General features: G+C 59.5%; 15 protein-coding genes. 4 read left to right on the top strand and 11 right to left on the bottom strand.

Features of this window, described 5'->3' with window-relative positions:
• Positions 1-7 precede the first annotated feature (7 nt).
• The 3 genes from ASB66_RS07575 to ASB66_RS07565 all read right to left on the bottom strand — a co-directional run bounded on the left by ASB66_RS07575 (position 8) and on the right by ASB66_RS07565 (position 4034).
• On the bottom strand, positions 8-2515 hold the full coding sequence (locus tag ASB66_RS07575; RefSeq protein WP_060716365.1) for a ligase-associated DNA damage response DEXH box helicase: 2508 nt from the start codon (positions 2513-2515) through the stop codon (positions 8-10).
• A gap of 70 nt (positions 2516-2585) precedes the next feature.
• A complete protein-coding gene (locus ASB66_RS07570; protein ID WP_081088901.1) occupies positions 2586-3356 on the bottom strand; it encodes a transporter substrate-binding domain-containing protein in 771 nt (256 codons plus the stop codon).
• A gap of 99 nt (positions 3357-3455) precedes the next feature.
• A complete protein-coding gene (locus tag ASB66_RS07565; RefSeq protein ID WP_411910126.1) occupies positions 3456-4034 on the bottom strand; it encodes a YitT family protein in 579 nt (192 codons plus the stop codon).
• A 416-nt stretch (positions 4035-4450) separates the two neighbouring features.
• Between ASB66_RS07565 and ASB66_RS07560 the strand changes: the two genes are divergently transcribed.
• Positions 4451-6442 (top strand): diguanylate cyclase, encoded by a 1992-nt coding sequence (locus ASB66_RS07560; protein ID WP_060716362.1) that lies wholly within the window; start codon positions 4451-4453, stop codon positions 6440-6442.
• A gap of 108 nt (positions 6443-6550) precedes the next feature.
• On the opposite strand, the gene ASB66_RS07555 is transcribed toward ASB66_RS07560, so the two are convergent.
• The 8 genes from ASB66_RS07555 to ASB66_RS07520 form a co-directional block, all read right to left on the bottom strand.
• Complete coding sequence (locus ASB66_RS07555) at positions 6551-7921, bottom strand: histidine-type phosphatase (RefSeq protein WP_171430979.1); 1371 nt, start codon at positions 7919-7921, stop codon at positions 6551-6553.
• A 120-nt stretch (positions 7922-8041) separates the two neighbouring features.
• Positions 8042-9331 carry an ABC transporter permease gene (locus tag ASB66_RS07550; RefSeq protein ID WP_060716360.1) on the bottom strand — a complete coding sequence of 430 codons (1290 nt, stop codon included), beginning with the start codon at positions 9329-9331 and terminating at the stop codon, positions 8042-8044.
• Positions 9328-10041, bottom strand: coding sequence for an ABC transporter ATP-binding protein (locus tag ASB66_RS07545; RefSeq protein WP_060716359.1), 714 nt, complete (start codon positions 10039-10041; stop codon positions 9328-9330). The genes ASB66_RS07550 and ASB66_RS07545 overlap by 4 nt, the downstream gene beginning before the upstream one ends.
• A gap of 6 nt (positions 10042-10047) precedes the next feature.
• Complete coding sequence (locus ASB66_RS07540; protein WP_114386346.1) at positions 10048-10515, bottom strand: hypothetical protein; 468 nt, start codon at positions 10513-10515, stop codon at positions 10048-10050.
• A gap of 174 nt (positions 10516-10689) precedes the next feature.
• Entirely contained in the window at positions 10690-12444 is a 1755-nt protein-coding gene (locus tag ASB66_RS07535; RefSeq protein ID WP_060716358.1) for an alkaline phosphatase, read from the bottom strand.
• Between the two features lie 105 nt (positions 12445-12549).
• Positions 12550-13362: a TIGR02186 family protein gene (locus ASB66_RS07530; RefSeq protein WP_411910127.1), complete on the bottom strand. Its 813-nt coding sequence runs from the start codon at positions 13360-13362 to the stop codon at positions 12550-12552.
• A gap of 2 nt (positions 13363-13364) precedes the next feature.
• Positions 13365-14288: a sulfite exporter TauE/SafE family protein gene (locus ASB66_RS07525; RefSeq protein WP_060716357.1), complete on the bottom strand. Its 924-nt coding sequence runs from the start codon at positions 14286-14288 to the stop codon at positions 13365-13367.
• Between the two features lie 388 nt (positions 14289-14676).
• Positions 14677-18438 carry a peptidoglycan-binding protein gene (locus ASB66_RS07520; RefSeq protein WP_060716356.1) on the bottom strand — a complete coding sequence of 1254 codons (3762 nt, stop codon included), beginning with the start codon at positions 18436-18438 and terminating at the stop codon, positions 14677-14679.
• Positions 18439-18890: 452 nt separating this feature from the next.
• Between ASB66_RS07520 and ASB66_RS07515 the strand changes: the two genes are divergently transcribed.
• From ASB66_RS07515 to ASB66_RS07505, 3 genes are all read left to right on the top strand, one after another.
• Positions 18891-20684, top strand: coding sequence for an acyl-CoA dehydrogenase C-terminal domain-containing protein (locus ASB66_RS07515; RefSeq protein ID WP_060716355.1), 1794 nt, complete (start codon positions 18891-18893; stop codon positions 20682-20684).
• 75 nt (positions 20685-20759) lie between these two features.
• Entirely contained in the window at positions 20760-21968 is a 1209-nt protein-coding gene (locus ASB66_RS07510; RefSeq protein WP_060716354.1) for an acetyl-CoA C-acetyltransferase, read from the top strand.
• Positions 21969-21983: 15 nt separating this feature from the next.
• Positions 21984-24197: an FAD-dependent oxidoreductase gene (locus ASB66_RS07505; RefSeq protein ID WP_060716353.1), complete on the top strand. Its 2214-nt coding sequence runs from the start codon at positions 21984-21986 to the stop codon at positions 24195-24197.
• The last annotated feature ends 119 nt before the right edge of the window (positions 24198-24316 follow it).

Below are 24316 nucleotides of genomic sequence, written 5' to 3'. Positions count from 1 at the left end.
TTCCTTCTTATCCCATTGCTTCAGCAATGAGGTCTTCCGCCGCTTCCGCCAGCACATCTTCCTGCGCTTCGCCGACCACCGTTTCCCGACCGATTTCCAGCATAACAGGCACGGCCAGCGGCGAGACATGGTCCAGTGCCTTGTGGAGAATATGGCCTTTGATTCGCTTTAGCATATCGCCAAGCCGGGCAATGTCCAAAAGACCGTTTGCCGCATCGGCGCGGGTTGCCTGCAACAGGATATGGTCAGGCTCATGGGCGCGCAGCACATCATAGATCAGGTCTGCGGAAACCGTCACCTGCCTACCGGATTTTTCCTTGCCGGGGTGACGCTTTTCAATCAACCCAGCAATCACCGCGCAGGTGCGGAAAGTTCGCTTCAACATATAGGAGGAGTCCAGCCACGCCTCCAGATCGTCGCCCAGCATATCTTCCTCGAACAGGTCAGCCAGCGAAAGCTTGCCCGTGGACACCATCCAGCTGAGATCCTCCAGCCCCCAGATCGCCAGGGCGTAATCCGTCGCCACGAAGCCAAGCGGCTTGGCCCGCCACCGTTCCAGCCGCCGCGTCAGCAGCATGCCCAGCGTCTGATGGGCCAGCCGCCCCTCAAACGGATAGAGCACCATGTAGAAGCGCTTGCCGCGTGGAAAAGTCTCGACCAGCAGGTCGCCCCGCTTCGGCAGCACGGATTTGACTTTCTGGATTTCCAGCCAGTCGCGCACCTGATCCGGCAGGCTGGCGCGGCGGGCGGGATCGTCCAGCATGGCTCGCACCTGATCGGCAAGATAGGTCGACAGCGGAAATTTCCCGCCCGCATAGGCGGGAATTTTCGGGTCCTGCGAAAACGCATTGGACACCAGGCATTCACTTTCGCGCAGGCCTTCAAACCGCAAGACCTTGCCAGAAAACAGGAATGTATCGCCTGACGCCAATTGCTCGACGAAATATTCCTCGACCTTGCCAAGGGTCATGCCACCTCGCCCGATGGAGCCGAGGTGATTGCGCTTGACGAGCCGGACATTCAGCATCGGCTCCTCGACAATGGTGCCGAGATTGAGCCGATATTGCTGCGCCACCGCCGGATTGGAAATCCGCCAACGCCCTTCTGCCGTCTTGCGAATGCGGGCATAACGGTCATAGGTCTTTAGCGCATAGCCACCGGCGGCGACAAAATCGACAATCCGCCCGAACGTGTCTCGCGACAACGAAGTGTAAGGCATGGCTGACGTTACTTCATGATAAAGATCGTCCGCATCAAAAGGTGCGGCACAGGCCATGCCCAACACATGCTGGGCCAGCACATCCAGCGGCCCCTCACCCACCGATTGGGTGTCCTGCGCACCGAGATAGTTGGCATCCAGCGCCGCCTGGCATTCCATCACCTCGAAGCGGTTGGCGGGAACCAGAATGGCGCGGCTCGGCTCATCCATGCGGTGGTTGGCCCGGCCAATCCGCTGGGCCAATCGGCTGGCGCCCTTCGGCGCGCCGACATGGATGACGAGATCGACCTCGCCCCAGTCAATGCCGAGATCCAGCGTCGAGGTGGCGACCACGGCACGCAGCCGGTTGGCGGCCATCGCCTCTTCCACCTTGCGGCGCTGGCCGACATCCAGCGAGCCGTGATGCAGGGCAATCGGCAGGCTGTCATAATTAACAGTCCACAATTCCTGAAACAGCATTTCCGCCTGGGAGCGGGTGTTGACGAAAATGATCGTCATCGCAAACTGTTTCAGCACCGCGTAGATATCGGGAATGGCGTAGCGGGCCGAATGGCCGGACCAGGGAATGCGCTCCTGCGTGTTCAAAATGGTAATATTGGGTCTCGCCCCGCCAGCCACTGTCACCAGTCCGGCCAAGGTCGCTTCCCCCGGTCTCTGCGCCACCAGCCAGCGTTGCAGCTCCGGCGGATCGGCGACGGTGGCAGAAAGTCCGATGGTTTGAAGTCCGGGTGCCAGGATCCGCAGCCGGGCCAGCCCCAGCGCCAGAAGATGGCCGCGCTTGGAGGTGACGAGCGAATGCAACTCGTCGAAGATCACATAGCGCAGATCCCGGAAAAAGCGGGGCGCTTCGCCATTGGCGATCAGCAGTGCCAGTTGTTCCGGCGTGGTCAGTAGAATATCCGGCGGATTGAGCTTCTGGCGCGCCCGCTTGGCCTGCGGCGTATCGCCGGTGCGGGTCTCGATGCTGACAGGCAGGCCCATTTCCTCGACCGGTTTGACCAGATTGCGCTCAATATCGACCGCCAGCGCTTTCAACGGCGAGATATAGAGCGTGTGAATGCCGGTAAAGGCCTCGCCCGTCCGCTTTCGCCCGCGCCGGGTCAAATCGACCAGCGAGGGCAGGAACCCGGCAAGGGTCTTGCCAGCCCCAGTCGGGGCAATCAGAAGCGTGCTTTCCCACTGCCCGGCCCGCGCCAGCAGCTCCAACTGATGCGCACGCGGCTGCCATCCCTTCTGCGCAAACCAGCGCTCGAAGGGGAGAGGTAGTAAGGAAAGCGTGGATTCCGGCTCAGACACAGAGATAAAATAGGTGAAACTGGACTAAATAAAAGCAGTCCCTGACTATTTTACCAGCATAAAACCGGCCTCACTGCATGGCGGCATCCAGCTTGGCCTTCCAGTCACCGTTCTCCAGCGCCTTTGCCATGAAGCTGTCCACCGCAGCCTTGAGGCCCGAGTCCTTGCGCAGCAGATAGGCGTTTTCAAAATGGGTGAAGGGTTCCTTGACGGCAGCCGGGCAAAGCACGCCGGGATGCAGCTTGGATTGCAGGTCCACTTCCACGCCGTCGGTCACCATCACATCCGCCTTGTTGGCGGCAATCTGATCGAAAATCACCTTATTGTCGGGAAATACCTCGATAGGCGCCTTGGTGAAATGCTCATGAGCAAATTTATCGTTGGTGCCGCCGGGATTGACGATGACGCGCACCGATGGCTGATCGATCGCCTCCAGCGTCACCAACCGGTCCTTGTCCTCGCAGCGGACGATCGGCCGTTTGCCGTCCTTGACATTCGAAAGCGAGAAATCACCGACTTCGGCGCGGGCCGGATTAACGGTAATGCCGCCCAGCACCATGTCGAACTTTCCGGCCTTGAAATCCTCCAGCATGGTTTTCCAGGTGGTCATCACGAATTCCGGCTTGACGCCGAGATCGGTGGCCAGCGCCTTGCCCATGGAAATATCGGCTCCAACCAATTCACCATCGCCACCCTTGTAGCTGAAGGGCTTATAGTCCCCTGTCGTGCCGATGCGGATCACGCCCGCCTGCTTGATCGTCGCCAGCGTGCCATCCTCGGCGTGGGCAAGAGAGGTCGTCAACAGCAGGGCTGTGACCAGAGCAGTGCGGAAAAACGTCATCATTTGTCTCTTTCTTGAGCATCAATCAGGGCGAGGGTCGAATTCAGCCCATTGCCGTCTGAGCAGCAATTTTCATTCCAAACTACAAGACGCTCCAGTTTACATGGCGATATAGCGGTCCTTGCGGTGATTGATCGCCAACGTCAGATTGACGACCACTGCGCCGATGATCGAGCAGGCAATGATGCCGGGCGTCGCCACGAAGAACGAGCCGATCAGCACCATGCCGTCAAAGCAAAGCTGCACAAGCCCGGCCCGCCAGCCGTAGCGATCCTGAAGATACAGCGCCAATATGCCGAAGCCGCCAAGGCTTGCCTGATGGCGAAACAGCACCAGCATGCCGGTTCCCACCAGAAGCCCGCCAAACACGGCCGCCACCAGCGGGTCCAGTAGGGAAAAGCCGATGAATTTCGGCAGGATAGCGCTCAGCACCGAGGTCAGCAGCACCGCGATGAAGGTTTTAGCCGTGAAGGCCAGGCCCATCCGCCGGAAAGCGAAATAGTAGAAGGGCAGGTTAATGGCAAAGAAGATCAGGCCAAACCCGACAGCCGAAACGTAATGCAGCAGAAAGGCGACCCCTGCGGTGCCGCCGGAGAGCAATTTGGCATTGGACAGCAAAACCACGCCCAGCGCCGCCAACATGCTGCCCGCCAGCAGGCCCTGCACATCATCCAGCATCGAGTGCTGTTCAGGATTTGAGGCGATGGGCTTGCGGGAATTACCTGCCTGTTTTTCTGCTGCCGCCATGAATCTGTCCTGTCTTTGCCACCACCTGGGGATGTTTATCCGTAGACCTGCGGGCCGGGGTCCTCAAGCGCCGAGGCGCGACATCGCCAAAGTTATCCCCGGTCGCCGGCGACCGAGGCCCAGATCGATGCGTTAATATAAATACGTTAGAAATTACAAATTAACGATCATCTTCTAGGTTGTACCCTATCACACAGGCTCGGCAAAATTTCTTGCTTTTCCTGCAATGCATTGAAAACCAAGTCTCGAAGATGCTGACGCATCCTTCGACTTAAATACATTGAAAATATCTCAAATGCGTCAAAGGCTTGAGATATTTTCAAAAGGAATACGAACTGCCATTTTCAATGACACTTCGTATAAAGGCCGTGGAGGAGACGCCGGAACAGATGAACACGACCATGACGCTTATTCTGGTCAATAGTGCCCTTGTCACGCTGTTTTCCATCGTTTCGAGCAGGCTGGCCGGTTGGTTGGAACAGCAGAACCCTGCTTATAAGCCAATCGGGCTTGGCATTGCCGGCGGCGTCACGGCCATCGTCGCCATGCAATTTCCAATAACGATCGTACCGGGTCTTTTCATGGACCTTCGCAGCAGTGCCATTGCAGTTTGCGGACTGATGGGCGGCCCGGTTTGTGCCATTTTTGCAGCGGGCATTGCCATAACCTGGCGCGTTCTGGAAGGTGGGATCGGCGCTGGAGCCGGGGCCCTGTCTATTTTACTGGCTGCAGGCGCGGGTGTTTGGGCAGGCTGGCGCGATGAACAGGCAATCTTGAGCCTAAGGCGCATCGCGGCCATGGGCCTTGGTCTTATCATTCTGCCACAGGTGACACTCTTGGTCATTCCACCTGAAACATGGCCAGCGGTGATTGCCGTCCTGCCACTGCTTTTGCCAATGCAATGTCTGGCTGCTCTGCTTGCAGCGGCTGTGATCAGAAGCGAGACATTGCAACGCGCTCGGCTACAGGAAGCAAAACTTTACCGGACCGTTATCGAGAGCATGCCGGAAATCCTGACGACCAAGGATCGCGAAGGCCGCTTCATCTTAACCAATCCCGCCACGGCCAAAGCTTTAGGTCTGGATGACCCCGCGCAGATGATTGGCAAGACCGATACGGATTTTCATTCGCCTGAGCTTGCGGCCTGCTACCGCGCTGACGAAGAGGCTGTCTTTGCCGAAGGCAAGCCTGTCCATATCGAGCAGAGCTATGAAACGCCTTTGGGGGCCAAGGGCTGGTATTCGACCTTGAAATACCCGATCCGCGACCAGAAGACCGGAGACATCATCGCTCTTGCCACCCATAGCCGTGACATCAGCAAGCAGAAGGAACTGGAGCAGCAACTGGCCGAGAGCCGTCAGCAATTGGCCGATGCCCTGGCCAATATGGCCGATGGGCTTGTGATGTTCGACCGGCAGGGAAAGCTGGTCTATTGCAATGAACGCTATCGCTCCATGTTCTCCAAAACCGCCGATATCAGGGTGCCTGGCGCCGATCTACACGACATCATCATCGCGTCGCGCGCCCGTGGCGAGGAGACGACGCCTCGCGACAGCGAGCCCATTCTGGCAGAACAAACGTTGGATAGTCTGCCTGTTTTGCCGCTGACACCGGGCAAGCGCGAAATCGCCCTCTGGGACGGACGAACCCTCGAAGCTCAAACACGAAGTGTCGGCGGCGGCGGTTCGCTGATCGTCTTCACGGATATTACCAGGGCAAAACAGGCGGAGGGCTTACTGCGCCATACCAATCGCGCCCTGGAAAAAGCAGCCTTTACCGACGGCCTTACCGGGCTTTACAACCGGCGCGCGTTTGATGTGCATCTCCGGCAGGAATTTGCACGGTCCCAGCGCACTGGGGCGGGCGTCAGCCTTTTGATGATCGATATCGACCATTTCAAACTGTTCAACGACCGCTACGGACATCAGGCGGGGGACCAATGCCTGCGCCAGATCGCCACGACTTTACGTTCGGTCGCAAAACGCAGTACCGATATCGCTGCCCGCTACGGCGGTGAGGAAATGGCACTCATTCTCTCCGACACCGATCTTGCCGGAGGCTCCACTGTTGCAGAATACTATTGTCAGGCAGTCCGCGACCTGCATATTCCCCATGGTGATAGCGAAAAGGGTATCGTCACCGTCAGCATCGGCGTGGCAGCCGTTCCGTCCGACCATATCCACTCCAGCGACGATCTGGTGGCGAGCGCTGACGCAGCCCTTTACCAGGCAAAACACAGCGGTCGCGACCAGTATTTCACCACCAGCCATGCTCCCGCCCTGGACACGGTCCCGCAAAACCGCAAACCGGCTTTGGCGATCAGCAATGTATTAAAATAATCGACAACGTGTCTCTGCGCTCCGGGAAAAGGCCCAGGCGCCATTCTGCATCGGTCCCCGCTTAAACGTCATGGCGGATGTCCGTTTCAGTTTGAACCCGACTGGCTCTCAATGCCCACTGGCCAAATAGATTTGCGGTGCCACCGCCGTCATGTCCAGCTTGGGGCGGGCAATGGCAAGAAAGCGGTCCAGCGGGCAGGCGCCGTCAACCTGTTGCTGTTCACAGCCTGGCAGGGGAATGGTCGCCTGCAGTGGCGGGTTTTTGTCATCCAGAACCGATGCCTTGCGGATCTGGTCCAGCGACGGCGCGATGAACTGCATGCGCACGAACACCTTGCCCGTGGCATCGTGAAGGCGCTCGAAAGCCATTGTGCCGGTGGGAGGGGTCTCATCATCGAGATAAGGCGGGATATGCCAATGCAGGCCGAGCATGGCGCCGATTTCCGCCTGTTGCGTGTCGGAACCGGTAAACAGCAGATATTTTGCATTTGGCGGGCCATCGCTGGGCGCAGGATTATTGGCCAGACCCGTTGCCGGATCGGCGGCCACCGCCAGCAATAGCTGGTTGAGAAGATTGGAGCCATCGCGGGCAGCAAGATAAGGAACACGATTGCCGAGATCATATTTGATCTGACGCAGCTGCGACAGGCGGATAATGTCCGCTTCTGTTGGCGTCTTGCCAAATCCCACCTGATCGGCAGGAAAACCATTGGCATATTGCAGCAGGAAGACCTGCACGACGGTGCCTGCATCCTTCAACGGCCCAACAACTTCGACGCTGGCAGGCTTTTCCCCCTTGGCCTGCTTGACCTTGATCGACCAGGGGCGCTGCGACAACGTGCAGGCAGACGACGCATCGGCCTTTTCGCAAAGCGAAGCCGCGCAGCAGTCGAGAATGCCGTCGAGTTCCTTCATCAGGCTGGCAGCGCGCGCCCGAGGCTTTTCAAGATCGCCACCCGCCGCCTCCAAAATAGCAGCCTTGGCCTTGTCGGGATCGACAGCGCCAAGCCGGGTATCGGAAGGGGCATACAGCACATCGACGCCATCCGTGGCCTCGGTGTTGTTGAAACCAACCGTCAGACCGCAGCCGGGAAACAGGGTGGAAAGCATCACATTGCCGGTATCGATGGTGCGTTTAACCGAACCATTCGCCCAACCAAACACCGTGCCGGTCGCGGGGCAGCCATCCTGCGGCAGAAGCCCCCGGCCCCGGAGCATAGCGCCCTCCCACCGTGCCAATTGTGCCGTTGCCTCAGCGCCATGCGGCGTCAATTGACCATCGGCGGTATCCCATTGCAGCCAGGGCTTGGATGACAGCGGGGCGATTTCCTTGGCGCTGGTTTGCGGGCGCACGCCATGGCGCATCAGCACCACATATTTATCGAGTACCAAGCCGCTATCGGCAAAGGCTGGCGGGACAAAGCCCGCGATCGCCATGCCAATCGCGGAGAAAACCATTGTTCGAACCGATATGCCCATTACCATGCTCCCGAAGCACCAGTCTTGAACCCAAAATGGAACAAGGACTTTAACGGCCCACTTATCTCTGGGCAGTGACCGTTATATGACAGACCATAAAGCAGGCCATGCCATGATCCGTCAGGAGCGCAGCGCCGCCACCGGCGATTGGCGATAGGCAAGCCAGGCCGGCAGCGCCGAAAGCAGTCCGGCAAAGACCAGCATGAGACAAATCTGCCAGCCGTCCTGGCTTGCGAATTCCACCGGCAGGTTAAAGCCATTGCTGGTCTTGACGGTTTGCGAAATGACCTTTGCCGCCGCATATCCCATAGCCACGCCAAACCCGATGCCGCCCAGGAACAGGCTGAAAAGCTCACACCAGACGATCAGGAAGACCGACGACCTGGGAGCGCCGAAGGCTCTGAGGGCGCCAATCTGCTTGCGGCGTTGGCCGATATGGACGACCGTCACCAGCAAGAGCGCACCCGCCACCAGCGCCTGCGCGCCGATGGCCACGAAGGACAACACCAGTTTCGCGTCCCCCAGCGTCGCGTAAAGTCTGGTCAGAACCTCGCCGGGGAAAACACCAAGCGTCCGGTCGTTGCGATAATCCTGCCGCAGCTTATAAGCGGCGGCAATGGTTTTCGGCTTGACCAGAATGGCTGGCACGCCGGGGTCTGCGGCTGAGAACTGCTCGGAGAGAGCCGCGTCGGGGTCGATATGGCCATGATGATCATGCTCGTCATGATCCTCACCGTGACCGGCTTCCCCCTTGTCCGCCGCTTTGTCCGCCGCTGCCTCGTCCGCATCATGCTCCTCATGCTCTTCCCCGAGGCCGTGAATATGCCAGACGGCCTGGACTGGAACGAGAATAGCGCGATCCCAGGCCGTGCCGGTGGCTTTCAGCCTGCCGACGACATGATAGGCCAGTTCGCCATGGGTATGGCCGCCTTCGGCAGCCGTGCCATGCATCGGCTTGACCGTATCGCCGGTCTTCAGCGTCACATCGGCCCCCACCACCGCCTCGCCTTCGCGCTGAAACATCTGCCCCTCGGCAAAGCCCGGTGTGGTCGCAGCAATCAGCCGTGTCGTCGTACCGACAATCGGATAACCGGAAAAACTATCGCCGAATGCCACAGGTGCGGCCCATTCCACGCGGGGATCGGCCTGCAATGTCGCCAGAACCGCACCCGGCACCAGCGGCAAAGGCGAAGGCTGCAAAAACACCGAGGACAGGACCAACTGGGTTTCCGACCCGGCTGCACCGATCACCAGATCGAATTTATCCGCAGCCCGGGCGCTGCCCAGCCGCAAGGCCCGTTCCTGCAAGGTCACCGTCACGCCAAGCGCAGTCGACAGCGCCACCAACAGGCAGACAACCAGCGCACCGGCCCAGAGGCGGCGCAGATCAGCAAGGATGAAGCGGATCATGCGTCATCTCCCCGAGGTCCGACAATGCCTCCAACAAAGTCACCTGTATCATGGACGATTTCACCGTTTTTCAACTCGATCCTGCGTGGCAGACGCTCCACCAGACGGGCATCGTGGGAAACGACGATCAAGGTGCTGCCCTCACTTTTCGCCAGATCCAGAAGAAGATCGGCGACCGCAGCCCCCGCCTCGGCATCGAGGCTTGCGGTCGGTTCGTCAGCGATGATCACGCCGGGTTTTCGCAGCAGCGCGCGGGCCACCGCGACCCGCTGCATTTCGCCACGCGACATGGTTTCAATAGCCTGATCAGGTCGCCCAAGGCCGAAACGTTGCATCAAGTCGTGGGCGCGCGTGACGCAAGCAGGCGTCACCACCCGCGCCAGCCGGGCTGGCAGCAGGATATTGTCGATGGCCGACAGACCGGAAAACAAATGAAATTCCTGCATGACCAGGCCGATATACGCCGCACGGAACCGGTCACGCGCGCCTTCCGACAGGCCCGACAGATCAGTGCTGTTCCAGAGGGCGCGGCCTTGGCGCAGGCGCTCCAGCCCGGTCATCACATTGACGAGCGTGCTTTTGCCCGAACCGGAACCGCCGGTGATCGCCAGTTGAGCCCCGGCAGCAACCTCAAGCCGACCAATGCTTAAAACCGGCTTTGGCAGGCCCGCATAGCGGACCGCCACATCTTCGAGAACAAGCGACATCATGGGCGATCACACCGTGCCATAGGTGGCATTTCTCAGCCGCAACAGACTGACGAAACCGGTTTCGGGATCGGTCCAGGACCCCATTTCCAGGGTTCCAACCACTTCGATGCGGGTTCCCGGCTGCACGAATGTCTGTTTTTGATCCAGATAAACCACGACGATATTGTCCGGCCAGTCCGCGTCCGAGGAGCAGAACGGGCAGAGCGCCATCGGAATTTCCGTCAGCACGAAAAACGCCGCTTCCGCCTTCAGCGGCGGCGCCATGAAACCGCGCATCGCCACCGGTTTTCCGGCAGCCTGTTTAACCATGTCGGAAAATTCCAGCCCGAGCACGCCAACCTTGCCATAGAGCTGGTCGAAATCGATCAGCTGCGGCGCAGCTTTTGCCGGTTTTGAGAACAGCCCAAGGGCGGCAAACCCGAAAAGGGCCAAACTGTCTCGCCGCCGAAAAGCAACCTGGTTGAGATCTGTCATCGTAACGCCTCGGCCCTGAACGCGGCATCGCACCACGCCATGCACCCTCAAAAATAGAGCATTTCCAGGAAATACGTAGAAACCCAGGAAATACATAAAAACAAAGAGTGGAAGTCTCAATAGAATAGGCTCCGGATGCGATATCCGCACCCGGAGCCGAGTATCATAGCAGGCTTAGTTGGCCTTTGGCGCACCAAGGGCAAAAGCGTCGGCCAATACCTTGTAGACGTCGCTTTCTTCCAAATAGCCCTTGAAGCCTTCCGAACCGGCACCCGTGGCCTGAAGCACGACATCGTCAACAGCGTGAACGGCGGTGTCGGCCGAACGGGGCAGATTGCCTTCGCGGAAAACCGCACCCGGCACCGACTTATAGGCCTCGTTGGCGACGTATTGCTTCTTCTCGTTCTGGATTGCCGGTTCAAACGGACCGTCCATCTTGGGGCGGAAGGTCTCGTAATAGTCCGGGAAGTTGGACGAGAACACAGCCAGGCGACGCGATACGTCGACCTTGTCCGGGAAGCCGTCGCCGTCCTTGTCTTCATAGTTCGGGAAGCCAGCATCGGCATAGACGCCGACCTTTTCGCGCATCTCGGTGCCGGGCTTGTCGTCATCAATGGTTCCGATGATGGAAACGCCATGGGTATGATCGCCGGTGACGACGATCAGCGTATCCGGATGGGTCTTCAGGAATTCGAGGCCAAGCCCGATCGCCTGATCGAATTCGATGGTTTCATACATCGCCCGATCCCAATCCATCGGATGGGACATTTTATCGATGGAAGCGCCTTCGACCATCAGGAAGAAGCCGTCCTGGTTCTTGGAGAGCTGATCAAGAGCAACCTTGGTCATGTCGACCAGGCCCGGCTGATCCGGGAATTTATCGACAGTGCCCTTCTTCAGGAACTTACGATCCAGAAGCGTGTCCATGTTGCCGGTATGAAACAGACCGAGCAGCTTGCCGCTATTGGTGCCAGCGGCGGCGTCCAGTTCGGTCTTTGAGGTCGCCAGCGTATAGCCGGCATTCTTGAACTCGGCGATATAGTCCTTGTCGTCCTTGCGCTTCGAGCCGGGGATGGACTTGGACAGGAAATAGGCCGAACCGCCACCCAGGATGACATCCGGCTTGACGTTGAACATCATGCCGACGATCTCGGCCTTGTCAGCGCGGGCGCGGGTGTGGGAAACGACGGCTGCGGGCGTTGCGTCTTCGATTTCAGCCGGAGAAACAATACCAATCGACTTTTTCGTGGTGCGGCGCAGCGCCTCGGCAATGGTTTCGACCTTCGGGTCGTCCAACGTGTTCGGGGTGCGGTCGGCATAAACGCCAAGCGCGTTCACGGCGGTCTTATGGCCGGTCATATAGGCCGACATGGTGTTGGCGCTATCGGTGGCGATGGCATTGGTCGAGGACGTACCGATAAAGGCCATCCGGTCGAGGCTGTCCATGTTGAGGTGGCCGTTGGCCTTGCCCTCGGTCATGCCCTTGGACATGATGCGGGCGCCGGTGCGGTGGGCAACCGACAGACCATCGCCGAGGAAGAAAATGATATTCTTGGCAACAGGCTTTTGCTGGGTCGCATAGACATCCCAGGTGACGGATTTCTTTTCATCGCCAGCCGAAACCTCGACCTTGTAGGAGCCAGCCGGAAGCTTGACATCGCGCAGGATCAGGGCCGAGCCGAGTACCTTGTCTTCCTTGCCTTTTTCTTCGGCGGTGAACTGTGCCTGGCTGCCGAACACGGCTTTGTAGTCCTGGCCGTTGACGGTGATTTTTACGTCTTCCGGCTTGACGACAGATTTCAGCTCGACCTTGAAATCAAAGGGAGAACCGGTGAGGATCGTGGCGCGATCAAGCGGATAGACCGTGGCGGCTTGAGCGCCGCCTGCCAGAACCGTCGTGGTAAAAAGAGCTGCGAGAATGGTGCGCATAATGTTTCCCCCAATATGTGCCAGATGATTGCAGGGCGGTCTTAGGGCGCAGAGATGACAGGCAGATGACAACGCCCGATTGCGTGTCGATTGTCTAAATGCCTCTTAATCCTTGCGGAAGACAATGCTGGCTGTCCACCCGGTGATGACAGCCACCAGCACGGCGAAGATGCCGTAGGACAAGGGCTGGTTATGGGCAGCATCGGTGATTGCCTGTTCGACGCCGGTCTTCACCACCCGCAGGCGAAGATCCTTCTGGGCCAGGAAGACGCCACTCTTGAACAGATAGGCATGCACGACATGCACGCCATCGGGAATACTGGCGGGCAGCCGCAGGCTGGCCCGAAACAGGTTGGTGCTGACGAAGCGGATACCGGTATCGCCCTCCTGGTAAAGGCCGCTCGTCTGTTGCAGGCGGCGATAGGCAGCCCGGAACTCACCCATATTGATATCGCCGATGAAATGGCCGGTCGGGGTCAGCGGCAGATAATCGACGCCAAGCCCCAGATCGTTCAAAACCTCGCGCGGGGCAATCGCCTGCACAGGCCTGGTGCTGGCAACCGAATAGGAGGTCGGCACCCGCTCGAAGGTCAGGGACTTCCGGTTGACCCAGATGCCCAGGAACCGCTCCTTGCGCCGCACGGTCGCCGCTTCCCTCGGGCCTTCCAGCGTCACCACGACATCATATTGGCCGATGGCCAGCAGCAATTGATCGACATTGTTCAACGCACCAAACACGGTGAGATCGGCGCCGCGAAAATCCGAGGTAATGGCGATTTCATTGGTGGACGTGCCGATTTCCAACGTTTCCTTGCCGGTACTATCAGGGGTCAGAAAAGGGATCTGGGCGCTCGCGTTGCCTGCGAACACGATTGCACCAGAAAGTGCGATCAGCGCCAGAAGGAGGAACCGGCCCATAATCATCGGCCCGTACTCCCCACCACGATCGAATAGGCATCGTCAGGGGTCATCACCAGTTCGATGGCAAGGCGCAGACCGACAGCCATCACCAGCAGGCCCAACAGGGCGCGCAATTGTTCGCCGCGCAGCTTCTGACCGACCCGCACCCCATATTGCGCGCCGATCACGCCAGCGATCATCAGCATGAAGGCCAGAACGATATCGACCGAATAATTGGCCTTGGCCTGGGCAATGGTGGTGAAGGCGCTGACGAAGATGATCTGGAACAGCGAGGTGCCAACCACGACATTGGTGGGGATGCGCAACAGATAAATCATCGCCGGCACCAGAATGAAGCCGCCGCCGATACCCATCGGCGTCAAGACACCGACGAGGAAACCCAGCACCAGAATAGGAATGGCGCTGAGATAAATCTTCGATTTCTTGAAGCGCATCTTGAAGGGCAGCCGATGCACCCAATTGTGATGGCCAGGACGACGCACCGGCGCTGGCTGCTTGCGGGCCGAACGGCGCAGCGCGCCAATGCTTTCCCAGAGCATCAGCGTACCGATGGAGCCCAGCAACACGACATAGAGGATGGAAATGAACAGGTCGATCTGGCCGAGTTTGCGCAGGGCAACGAAGATCCACATGCCGAGCGACGCGCCGAACAACCCGCCGACCAGCAGTACGCTGCCAAGCTTCAAATCCAGCGAGCCACGCCGAAAATGGCTCATGGCGCCGGAAACCGAAGAGGCCACCACCTGATTAGCGCCGGTGGCAACAGCAACGACGGGCGGAATATTATAGAAGATTAGCAAGGGGGTGATCAGGAAACCGCCGCCGACGCCGAACATGCCCGAGAGAAAGCCGACAGCCGCGCCCATGCCGAGGATGATGAAAATATTCACCGACAGTTCCGCAATCGGCAGATAAAGTGTCACGGCTGTCCTCGAAATGCGCCCGAAATGCCAAATTCCGCCGTCATGGCCGGAATGCCCATGACGATGCCCGTCAATCCTTACGATATCATTCCTTAAATCCCGGTAGATTTAGGGGCAGTTACCCAAAAAACCTCAAGCGTCACGCATTCCAAAATCGTGACGCTCGCCCGGCACCCGGCAATAGTGATCCATTCCTTAGGTGTGTTTAGGCGATTGTAGGAGGATTTCGTTCGCCTGCAAGGCAAAACGGCAGACGCAAAATATTTCGGCGCGCCCTCTCGGTTGAGTTTGCCGCAGGAAAAGTGACGTCTGTCTGGTTCACTCTGAGCCTCACAGATTGAAGGCGCATCGCTGCTGACGCCCAAACGCCCTCAGCCCCGACCCCGCATCAACCGTTATGGGCCAGCAACGCCTTGACCAACTCGTTGGAAACCTTGCCGCTTGGCTCCTGGCCCACCGAGGTCTGGAAGGCCTTGATGGCGGCGACAGTGCGGGCGCCGAGTTTGCCGTCCGGCTCTCCGGCATTGAAACCGTTCTTGTTGAGAATGGCCTGGATGTTGCGAACCGCCTTTTCCATGTCGACGCTACCGGTCTTCAGGCTCTTGCCGATCCACTCGTCCGGCAGGTTGACCGTGTTGGCATCGGCATTCACAGGCATTGCCTGCCATTGCTGGACGCTCGCCTTGGCGCGGGCAAGGGCAGCAGGCTGCAAGGATCTTGCTACTTCTTCCTGCTTGGCGGCGGCGTCCTTGTCACCCTGGCTGGCGGCCAGCGCGAACCATTTATAGGAGGCTTCCAGATCCTGCTTCACGCCCGTACCGCGCGCATAGAGCACAGCAAGATTGAATTGGCTGTCCGTCACGCCGAGGTCGGCGGCCCTGGCAAACCATTTGGCAGCGGCGTCCATATCCGGCTTGCCATCGCCACCGGAGGCATAGAGCACGGCGAGGTTATGCATGGCGCTGGCATTGCCCGCGTCGGCGGCCTGGCTGTAAAGCCCTTTCGCCCGTGTCAGATCGCGCTGAACGCCAGTGCCTTTTTCATAAAGCCCGGCCAGACGATATTGAGCAGGTGCCAGCCCCAGATCGGCGGCGCGCTGGAACCAGACCGCGGCCTGCGAGACATCACCCGGCAGGCCGCGTGCTTCCATATAGCGCGAACCGATTTCAAACAGGGCAGCAGGCTCGCCCGCCTTGGCAGCCGTCACCAGGGAAGCGGGAGACAGATCGGCGGGCACCTCGAACAGCGGCTTGGCAGCCTCAGTCTTCGGAGCGGCAAATCCGGCCTGAGCCGCATCCGGCATCGGCGGTTGAGCCGAGAGACCGGCGACCGTCTGGCTGCCATCCATCGGGGCGGATGAAAGGCTGGCCTGGCCTGTCGGTGACGTCACCGGAATGACCGGCGCGGAAGATGGCTCCGTCTCGGTGCTTTCCACGGCGGACTGGGATTGCGGCGCTTCGGCCTTGATCTCGACCGCCCGAACCGGTTGTTGGGGCGCCTGCTGGATTGAGGGTGACTCGATAGCCGCAGAAGGCGCCAGTTTGGCAGGTGCCGATGTGGTTGGCGCTTGCTCAGCAGGCGCCGGGGCATTGCCGCTACCAAGCGTCTTTACCGCAGATACAGCCAGGGCCGCCAGCAAAAGCGCGCCAACCGCCATCAGGATCGGGCGGCGATAGCGGGAAAAGGCCGAGCCACCGGCAACTTCGTCGGCAAGGGCTGTCCGGCTAGGGCGGCTGCCCCGTTCCGTTTCCTGGGCTGCTGCCTGCGCCGCCCGGCGCGCGGCGGCAATGAAATCCATCCGGTCATCCGCTGATGCCGGTTTTACGCTGGCCGCGCCAAGCACAGGTTCAGCAGGCACAGTACCGGCCTGCTGGCGCGCCCGGACCTTTTCCAGGATCTTGCGCACATCCGGCTTGCCGGAACCGGGTTCCAGCAATTCATTGGCCTCTTCCGGCGGTAGGATATCGACAGGATCGATGGAAGGCGCATCCTCGATCATCTGACGCGGCTGCGGAGCCGCAGCCTTTGCCGGTGTCGCGGTCTCGGCCTGCGCTTTCTTAATCTTCGGCTTCAGGCGTCGGCTCAAACCGGCGATCAGGCTGGGTTTTCCCACCTTCTCATCATCGCTCTGCGGACGAGCGTCGGCATTATTGTCTTCAGCCGGAAGGACGACAGCCGATTCCACCTCGGTCTCAACGGACTGGGTCAGCGGTGCGGCGGCGGCAGCCGTATCGGTGCGGTCTTCCTCACGGCTGGCCGTTGCCGTCCGACGGTCCATCTGGTCCAGTTTTTCAGCAATCTGCACCAGTGTCTGGTGCAAAGCCTCGACGGTACGGTGGCTGCGTTCCTCCCCGCCCCGGCTGATCTCTTCCAGGTGGCGCAGATGATCGGCCAGCACACCAAGCGTTTCGGCAATCTGGTCCTGTCCCGCCACCTGAACGGAGGCCGGGCTTTGGCGGGCATAATTGTCCATCACCGCTTCGGCGGCCTGGCGGGCAGCCTCGACGATATACTCGTCGCTGGTCGCCAGATAATCCTCAAGGGCAGCCATCCGGCCTTCGATGCGTTCGCCCTGGCCATTGTCCGTCAAGGGCGAGGCACTGATCAGCGCCGAGAGATGGGCGATCTGCTGTTCCAGCCCGGCAATGGCCGAGCCATCGCCGGATGGCGAGGCACTCGTCTCATCCAGGCGGGCAGCGATGGAGTACAGCCGGTCGTCCAGGCTGCGCAGCAGGCTTTCATCCACCGATGATGCCGCTGGCTGAGCATCGATCTGATCGATTCGCCTGCCGATCACGGCGATCTGCTCTGCCAGCTTGTCGCTCAGCGAAGCATGGTCCAGCGCGTCGATCTTGCGGGAGATATCGGAGAGATAGCCGGTCAGTTCTGGTTGCAGGCTTTCGCGCTGCGACATTTCCAGCATCCGGGTCAGATCGTCCAGCCGCTCTTCCAGCCGCTGGGCAGCCTGCTGGTGGGCCAAATCCTCGATTTTTAGCGACAGCGCTTCAAGACGGCGGTCAAGATCGCCAGCCGGAAACCCTGCGGTCTGCTCGGAAATCAGTTCCAGATGATGGGCAATGGTGGCGATCCGGTCTTCCAGACGCTCGATCAGGCGCGGGTCGGTGGCTTGGCCCCCATGACGGCCAGCAACGGAAATGGCGCGGGAAATCTCGTCCAGACGGTGATCGAGCTGGCCGAACTGCTCCAGCATCGCCTGGCTGTTGGGCTCCAGATGCTGGCCGATATGCTCAAGCGCCTTGGCAATGGCCACCAGCTTGTCTTCCAAGAGCCGCACGGAGCGCACATCACCGATCGTTCCCAATTGCTGCTTGATCTCATCCAGCCGGTAGGCCAGCTGCAACAGGTCCTGCTGAATGCGCTCAGGCGCGATGGTATCGAGCCGGGCTTCAAGCGCGCTCCAACGGGTTTCCATGGTCTGCGTGCCGCTATCACGGGCAAGTCCGTCCATCAAAGAGCGCAATTCCTCGAAATCGGCCCGCAAAGCTTCGGTTTCGGGCGCAGCGGGATGGCCGATCCGCTCCAGGCTGTCGGCCATGCGCATGAAATCTTCACGCAGGCCAGCGGCTTCGCGGCTTTCTTCAGCTATCACCCTGATATCCTGGATATCGGAGCGCAAAGCACCGATTTCGCCAGCAAGGCTCTCGCTGATATCCTGGCGCAGATCGGCGCGCAGGGTAGACAGGGCCTTGTAGAAATCCGGCAAGGGCGCAGTGCTCCCGCCAGCCATCAGTTGCGGGGCCAGTTCCAACACCTGCGGCGGGCGTACTGAAACGCTCTCAGGCGCTTGATGTTTTGGATCGCTGTCGCGCAGCGGCGTCCGTCCCGGAGCGGGTGGGCGTGCCGCTTCCAATGCCCGTTGCCGGGCGCGAATTTCGGCCAACGGATCGAGCCGGTCGCCAGAAAAAGAAGAGGTCTCGCCAAGTGGCAGCTCTGCGGCAGCCTGCAATGGCTTATCGGAAAAAGCACTGGCTGCGGGGCGAACATCCCTGGCGACACCCCCGGATATGCCATTCATCAGCCCTTCGATCCGCGCCTCCAGCCCCTCGATCGTGCGGCTCAGCGCATCCAGCGACGAGGCACCGACGGGCCGTGGGTCGGCCTGACGGGTCTCCGCCTGGTGAGGCGGCATCTGGCCGGGAGCTCTATAGCTCTGCGATGGAGACCGCTGTCCGTTCATATTCCAAACTCGCTTCGCGTTTCGGGCCTGCCCCAAGACCTGCTCCCCTCCCCCAACCCGGGATTGGAGGTTGCAATTCTCATCTTGAGGCGGCGCAAATCATTCCGCAGCAGAATCGGGGAAACGTGGTAAACAACCCGTTAAGAATGGCTGAGATTTTTAACCTTTTCGATATGGGCCTCCTATTGTGTCGCCAAACGGGAACTGCGGCGTGATATATGCACGACTGTCCTCGCCCCTTTCGTCTCTACTGCACAAATTCCTTGTTCGTCTGGCCTATCCTTTGGCAGGCCGCATTCTTCAAATTCACATTTTTGCGTATTGACGTTTACGCGCACGTCAATATTTTGTAAGACAGAACATCGCCGGGGAGGACGCCGGCCGCAATCTGGAGGACATTGACCATGCCCGTCTATAAGGCACCTGTCGCGGACACGCTTTTCATCCTGAACACAGTGCTGGGCCTGGAGCGCTATAACAACCTGCCCGGTTTTGAAGACGCGACGCCCGACATGATCGAGGCGATTGTCGGCGAAGCTGCCAAGCTTGCCGAAGAGCAACTGTTTCCGCTCAATCTTTCCGGCGACCAGGAAGGCTGTACCCGCAATGCGGATGGCTCCGTGGCCGTGCCGAAGGGTTTCAAGGAAGCCTATGACGCCTATTGCGCCGGTGGCTGGAGCGGCCTCGCCGTCCCACCGGAATATGGCGGCCAGGGCCTGCCTTACGTGCTGCATGCTGCCGTTGGTGAATATATGTCGTCTGCCAATATGGCGCTGATGATGTATCCAGGCCTGACGCAAGGGGCGATTGCCGCCATTCTGGTGCATGGGTCTGACGCGCAAAAGGCCACTTATCTGCCGAAAATGGTGGAAGGCACCTGGTCCGGCACCATGAACCTGACTGAGCCCCATTGCGGCACCGATCTTGGCCTGCTGCGCACCAAAGCCGTGCCGAACGGCGATGGCACTTATAAAATTTCCGGCCAGAAGATCTTCATCTCGGCTGGTGAACACGGGATGACCGACAATATCATCCATCTGGTTCTCGCCCGTATCGAAGGCGCGCCGGAGGGTACCAAGGGCATATCGCTGTTCATCGTGCCCAAAGTCATCGTCGGTGAAGACGGCGCGCTGGGTGCCAAAAATGGCGTGTCCTGCGGTGCCATCGAGCACAAAATGGGCATTCACGGCAACGCCACCTGCGTGATGAACTATGACGAGGCAACCGGCTATTTGATCGGTGCAGAAAACAAAGGCCTGTCGGCGATGTTTGTGATGATGAACGAGGCCCGGTTGGGCGTCGGCCTGCAAGGCCTGTCGATTGCCGAAGTCGCCTATCAGAACGCCGTGACCTATGCGCGGGAGCGTATTCAGGGCCGCTCGCTGTCTGGCGCCAAGGCACCGGACAAAAAGGCCGACCCGATCATCGTCCATCCCGATATTCGCCGCGCTCTGATGACCATCAAGGCCTTCAACGAAGCAGGCCGCGCCTTCACCCTGTGGACGGCGTTGAAATCCGACATTGCCCATCGCGCCGGTGATGCAGCTGAAAAACAGACCGCCGATGACATTCTCGGACTGATGACGCCGATCCTCAAGGGCGTCCTGACCGACAAGGGCTTTGACCATGCTGTCATGGCGCAGCAGGTCTATGGCGGCCATGGCTATATCGAAGAATGGGGCATGAGCCAGTATGTGCGCGATGCCCGTATTGCGATGATCTATGAAGGGGCCAACGGCATTCAGGCACTGGATCTGGTCGGCCGCAAACTGGGGCTGAACGGTGGGCGGGCCGTGATGGCGCTGTTCAACGAAATCGGTGCCTTCTGCGAAGAAAACCGCTCGGACGAAAAGCTGTCCTTCTTCACCAAGCAGTTGAAGAAGGGCCTGAACGACGCGCAAGCCTCGACCATGTGGTTCATGCAAAACGCCATGGCCAAGCCCGACAATGCCGGTGCAGGCTCGACTGATTACATGCATCTCTTCGGTCTGGTGGTGCTGGGCTATATGTGGGCCAAAATGGCCAAGGCCGCCCATGAAGCGCTTGAAAGTGGCGCTAGTGATGCTGATTATCACAACAACAAGCTGTTGACCGGTCGCTTCTTCATGGAAAAGATCATGCCGGAAACCGCCTTGCGCAAGTCGCGCATCGAAGCGGGTGCTGACAGCGTGATGGCGATGGCCGCCGAGGCATTTTGATTGAATCTGGCTTCTCCCCACCGGGGATAAACCATTGAAAAAAATCAGGAGCTTTGCGCTCCGGGGAGAGAGACGATGACTGACGTATACGTTTACGACCACGTGCGCACGCCGCGCGGCCGCGGCAAGAAGGATGGTGCGCTGCATGAAGTGCCATCGGTGCGGCTAGCCGCCAAGGCGCTGGAAGCCATCCGCGACCGCAATGGCCTCGACACATCCACCGTCGATGACATCATCATGGGGTGCGTCGATCCTGTCATGGATGCGGGCGCGGTGATTCCCAAGGCTGCCGCCTTCGAGGCTGGCTATTCCACCAAGGCTCCGGGCATACAGATTTCGCGTTTCTGCGCGTCTGGTCTTGATGCCATCAATCTGGCCGCAGGCAAGATTGCCACGGGTGCGGATGACATTGTCATTGCCGGTGGCGTGGAGAGCATGTCACGTGTTGGCCTTGGCATGTCGGGCGGCGCGTGGTTCATGGACCCTTCCGTTAACTTCCCGGCCTTTTTCATGCCGCAGGGCGTGTCCGCCGATCTGATCGCCACCAAATATGGTTTCTCCCGCGATGACGTGGATGCCTATGCGGTGGAGAGCCAGAAACGCTCCGCCCATTCCTGGGCAAATGGCTATTTCGACAAATCGGTCGTCGCCGTGAAGGACCAGAATGGCCTGACCATTCTGGACCGCGACGAACATATGCGCCCTGGCACCGACATGCAGTCGCTGGCAGGCCTTAACCCCTCCTTCCAGATGCCGGGTGAAATGGGCGGCTTTGAAGCCGTCGGCATTCAGGCGCATCCGGAAATCGAGAAGATCAATTACGTCCACCACGCGGGCAATTCGTCCGGCATCGTCGATGGCTCCGGTGTTGTGCTTCTTGGCTCCAAGACCGGCGGCGAGAGCATGGGCTTGAAGCCCCGCGCCCGCATTCGCGCCTTTGCCAATATCGGCTCCGATCCGGCCTTGATGCTGACCGGCCCTGTCGATGTGACGGAAAAGCTGTTGAAGAAAACCGGCATGACGCTGGCCGACATCGATCTGTTCGAGCTGAACGAAGCCTTTGCCGCCGTGGTTCTGCGCTTCATGCAGCATTTTGACGTCTCCCATGATGTGATGAACGTCAATGGCGGCGCGATTGCCATGGGCCACCCGCTGGGGGCCACAGGCGCGATGATCCTCGGCACCGTGCTGGATGAGTTGGAGCGGCGCGATTTAAACACCGCGCTTGTCACACTCTGCATCGGAGCGGGCATGGGCACCGCAACCGTTATTGAACGAGTCTGATCGGGAGGGATGACAATGACCTATAAGAATTTCACCGTTGAGACCGATGCAGACGGCATTGCCCTTGTCACCTGGGACATGCCCGACAAGAGCATGAATGTCTTCACCATGGAGGTGATGGACGAAATCGAAGCGATTGTGGATGCCACTGTCGCGGATGCCGCCGTCAAGGGCGTGGTGTTCACATCAGGCAAATCCGCATTTTCTGGAGGTGCCGATCTCAGCATGATCCGTGGCATGTTCTCCATGGTGGAGGAAGAGCGCGCCAAGGACCCGGCCAATGCCGTGCAAAAGCTGTTCGATTCCGCTGGCCGGATGAGCTGGCTGTGGCGCAAGATTGAGACCAATGGCAAGCCTTGGGTCTCCGCCATCAACGGCACCTGCATGGGCGGCGCGTTTGAGCTATCGCTCTCCTGCCATGGCCGCGTAGTCTCGAATGGCAAATCGGTGAAGCTGGCCCTGCCGGAAGTCAAGGTTGGCATTTTCCCCGGCGCGGGTGGCACGCAGCGTGTGCCGCGCCTGGCCAATGCCCAGGACGCCCTGCAAATGATGACCACCGGCCAGACCCTGACGCCGCAACGCGCCAAGGCGATGAATCTCGTGCATCAGGTGGTGGAGCCGGATCAGCTTATTACAGCCGCAAAGCAGATGATCAAGGATGGCTTGAAGCCGGTTGCCCCCTGGGATGAAAAGGGCTTCAAGGCGCCCGGCGGTGGCATCTGGACACCGGCATCGGCCCAGCTTTGGCCAGCGGCACCGGCTGTGCTGCGTCGTGAAACCTCCGGCAATTATCCAGCCGCTCTGGCGATTCTGAAATGCGTCTATGAAGGCTTGCAGGTGCCGTTCGACACCGGCCTTCGCATTGAGCAGCGTTATTTTACCGAAATCGTCCAGACCACCGAAGCCTTCTCGATGATCCGCTCGCTGTTCATCTCGCTTCAGGAGCTTGGCAAGGGCGCGCGCCGCCCGGCAGGCCAGCCGAAAAGCACCCTCAAGAAGGTTGGCGTGGTTGGCGCTGGTTTCATGGGCGCATCGATTGCCTATGTCACTGCCGCCGCCGGTCTGCCCGTGGTGCTGATCGACCGCGACATGGAGGCTGCCAACAAGGGCAGGTCCGTGGCTGAAGGCCTTGTGTCGGGTGCAATCGGCAAGGGCAAGATGAGCAAGGAAGACGGCGAAAAGCTGCTGTCTTTGATCACGCCAAGTGACGATTATTCTGCCCTGTCGGATGCCGATCTGGTGATCGAAGCGGTGTTTGAAGACCGCGACGTCAAGAAGGCCGTGATCGAAAAGGTTGAGGCCGTTCTGCCGGAAGGGGCAATTTTTGCCTCCAACACCTCGACCCTGCCAATCACGGGTCTGGCCAAGAACTCCAAACGCCCGGTAGATTTCATCGGCGTGCATTTCTTCTCGCCGGTCGAAAAGATGATGCTGACGGAAGTCATCCTCGGCAAGGAGACTGGCGACAAGGCGCTGGCAGTGGCCCTGGACTATGTGGCGGCGATCAAGAAGACGCCGATTGTCGTCAATGACACCCGTGGTTTCTTCGTCAATCGCTGCGTGCTGCGCTATATGGCGGAAAGCTACGACATGCTGCTGGAAGGCGTGCCGCCGGTGATGATCGAAAATGCCGCTAAATTCGCTGGCATGCCGGTTGGTCCGCTGTCCCTCAACGATGAAGTGGCCATTGATCTCTCCTACAAGATCCTCAAGGCCACCATCGCCGATCTCGGTGAGAAGGCCGTGGACCCGCGCCATATGGAGCTGGTGGCCCGCATGGTCGAGAAGGAAGAACGCTTTGGCCGCAAGAACGGCAAGGGCTTTTACGATTACCCCGCCAAGCCTGCCAAAAAGCATGTCTGGCCGGGCCTGAAGGACTTTTATCCGCAAAAGAAGCCGGATGACGTCAACGTCAAGACCCTGCAAGAGCGCTTCCTGGCAACCATCGCCCTGGAAGCCGCCCGCACCATGGAAGAAGGCATCGTGGTTGACCCCCGCGAAGCCGATGTTGGCTCCATCCTTGGCTTCGGCTTTGCCCCCTATACCGGTGGCGCGCTGTCCTACATCGACGGCATGGGCGTGAAAACCTTCGTGGCACTCTGCGAACGGCTGGCCAAGGACTACGGCCCGCATTTTGCACCCACGCCGCTGCTGAAGGAGATGGCACAGAAGGGCGAGACCTTCTACGGGCGGTTTGATCCCTATGGCGCGGTGAGGGCTGCGGCTTAAGCGGAAAAAGGCGGTTCAGAGGCCCGACCTTTGACCAAAATGTGGAGCACTGCCTGTCGCAAATATCTGTCGCGAAACTAAAACTTTCGCGAGCAGGTTTTGCGACAGATTTTCCTTTG

This window comes from Gillisella vitis, from assembly GCF_001541345.2.
GTDB classification, from domain to species: Bacteria; Pseudomonadota; Alphaproteobacteria; order Rhizobiales; family Rhizobiaceae; genus Allorhizobium; species Allorhizobium vitis.
The sequence above is the reverse complement of the archived record's forward strand: the minus strand, read 5'-3'. Positions and strand labels throughout refer to the sequence as shown.